General features: G+C 59.3%; 3 protein-coding genes. 2 read left to right on the forward strand and 1 reads right to left on the reverse strand.

Translation table 11 applies throughout. From position 1 onward, the window contains the following. Window positions 1-106 precede the first annotated feature (106 nt). Together D6877_RS04755 and D6877_RS04760 are read left to right on the forward strand one after the other, a co-directional pair. Window positions 107-274 (forward strand): DUF2897 family protein, encoded by a 168-nt coding sequence (locus D6877_RS04755; RefSeq protein ID WP_016770901.1) that lies wholly within the window; start codon window positions 107-109, stop codon window positions 272-274. Between the two features lie 137 nt (window positions 275-411). After that, the gene (locus D6877_RS04760) at window positions 412-969 is read left to right on the forward strand and encodes a TetR/AcrR family transcriptional regulator (protein ID WP_122603621.1); all 558 of its coding nucleotides are present in this window, start codon (window positions 412-414) and stop codon (window positions 967-969) included. Here the strand turns inward: D6877_RS04760 and fabF are convergent. Next, window positions 966-2,240 carry a beta-ketoacyl-ACP synthase II gene (gene fabF / locus D6877_RS04765; RefSeq protein ID WP_130910026.1) on the reverse strand — a complete coding sequence of 425 codons (1,275 nt, stop codon included), beginning with the start codon at window positions 2,238-2,240 and terminating at the stop codon, window positions 966-968. The genes D6877_RS04760 and fabF overlap by 4 nt on opposite strands. Between the last annotated feature and the right edge of the window lie 268 nt (window positions 2,241-2,508).

Here is a 2,508-nt window from a genome sequence, read left to right on the forward strand (position 1 = left end):
AAGCGGCCTAGAATGGAACCACCGCGAAGTCGTTTCGCTCAAAGGTGGTATGCAGCATCGCACGGCGAAGTCCTCGCCCGTCGAGCTGCCATTAAGGAGAGCCGTTATGCCCTGGTATGCCTGGTTGATTCTGGTCGTTGCGATCGGCTCGATTGTCGGCGGATTGATGATGTTGCGCGACACCGCCAACAAGGTCGAACTGACCGATGAAGAACGCAAGCGCGTCGCACAGCGCAATGCCGAAGCGGATGCCAAGGATGCACAAGACCGCTGATACCAACCCCGCCGCAATGGCGGGGTTTGTTTTTTCAGCACAATCGGACTTACCCGCAGGCTGTTTAGATTTTAGAAGTACAGTCACCATTTAATCTTCCGTGGTTAAGATGGCAGCATCGTCGCGGAGAGCTCCACATGCGTTACTCGCCAGATCACAAAGCCCAGACCCATCAACGCATCATCAAGGAAGCTTCCGCCCGATTTCGCAAGGACGGTATCGGCGCCACCGGCTTGCAGCCTTTGATGAAAGCCCTGGGCTTGACCCATGGCGGTTTCTACTCGCACTTCAAATCCAAGGAAGAACTGGTCGAAAAAGCCCTGCAAGAGGCCGGCGAGCAAGTCGCGGGCCTGTGCGAAGAAATCTTCGCGCAGGAAAACCCTCTGCAAGTGTTCATCGACACCTACCTGTCAGAGTGGCATCAGACCTCGCCCCACGAAGGCTGCCCACTGCTGACCATTTCCTCCGAGCTGGGCCTGCGCGGCCAGCCAAGCCCTACCAGCGACGAAGTCCTCAATGCTCGCCTCGAACAAATTCAGGGCACGCTCAAAGGCGAGAACATCGGCGATCGCAGCATTGTCATCATGGCGACTCTGGCCGGTGCACTGCTGCTGTCACGCAGCGTCGCGGATGCTGACTTCGCCCAACGCATCCTCGACGTCACCCGCGAACATCTCAAGCAATCGAGCGATTAACCTTCCCAGCGCTTGAACAACACGCTCGCATTGACCCCGCCAAAACCGAAGCCGTTGGACAATGCATATTCGATCGCCATCGACCGCGCCTCGCCATGGACAATGTCCACCCCTTGGCTCGCTGGATCCGGGTTTTCAAAGTTGAGCGTTGGTGGCACCACCTGATCACGAATCGCCAGCAGCGTGAAAATCGCCTCCAGCCCACCGGCCGCACCGAGCAAATGACCGGTGGCGGATTTGGTCGAAGTCACGGCGATCTTGTTCTGCGTGCCAAACAACGCCTTGATCGCCGCCAACTCGCCCAAATCACCGACCGGTGTTGAAGTGGCATGAGCGTTGAGATGCTGCACCTGCTCCGGCGTCACACCGCCCTGAGCCAGTGCCAATTGCATCGCCCGGCGTGCGCCGCTGCCGTCTTCCGGACCGGCGGTCAGGTGATAGGCGTCGGCGGTGGTGCCGTAACCGACCAGTTCGGCCAGCGGCTTCGCACCGCGTGCAAGCGCATGCTCCAGCGACTCGATGACCAACAGACCGGCGCCCTCGCCCATTACGAAGCCATCGCGCCCGCTATCGAAAGGACGTGAGGCTTTCTCAGGAGTGTCGTTGTAACCGCTGGACAGCGCCCGCGCGGCGGCGAAACCGGCGAGACTAACGCGATCGATCGAAGCTTCAGCACCGCCACATACTGCGATGTCCGCCTCCCCCGCCCTGATCAACCGTGCTGCATCGCCGATCGCCTGAACGCCAGCGGCACATGCGGTAACCGGTGCGCCCAACGGCCCTTTGAGACCATGCTGGATCGACACATGACCGGCCGCGAGATTGACCAGAAACGATGGAATGGTGAACGGCGACAACCGCCGAGGGCCACGGCTGTCGGTGGTACGCACCGCATCGGCAATCGCACCGAAACCGCCCACTCCCGAGCCGATGATCGTCGCAGTGCGCTCTTGGCTTTCAGCGTCCGCTGGATGCCAGCCGGCCTGCTCCAGCGCCTGCCGCGCCGCTTCCATGGCGAACATGATGAAGCGATCCATCTTCTTCTGTTCCTTGGGCGGCGTCGCACGATCCGGATCAAATCCGGCCTCGGCATCCTCCTCCGCCGTCGGCACACTGCCGCCGACCCGGGTCGGCAGATCAGCCACAACCGCATCTGGCAGGTTGCGCAACCCGGAACGACCGGCCAGCAAACGCTGCCAGACGATTTCAACATCACTGCCCAAGGGTGAAACCAGGCCCATGCCCGTGACGACGACTCGACGTTGGTTCATACCGTGGTTACCCCTTATCAATTCAAAATTCGACGTGCATCGGTGTGCTGCGATTCGGCTGCTGAATCAGTCCCGAACGAAATTATTATAGGCATAATCAAAGCACAATATGATACCCGTAATTTTCAGCGTTCAGGCATCCACCCGATCAGCACCCAATAAAAAGGCCGGTCAATGACCGGCCTCTCGGCGTTGAACTGTCAGCTTAGTTCACTTCCAGCTTTTCACGATTGCGATCCAGAATCGCCTTGCCAATCCCCTTCACTTC

It is taken from the genome of Pseudomonas sp. Sample_9 (genome assembly GCF_004307535.1).
Classification (GTDB): Bacteria; Pseudomonadota; Gammaproteobacteria; order Pseudomonadales; family Pseudomonadaceae; genus Aquipseudomonas; species Aquipseudomonas mercuritolerans.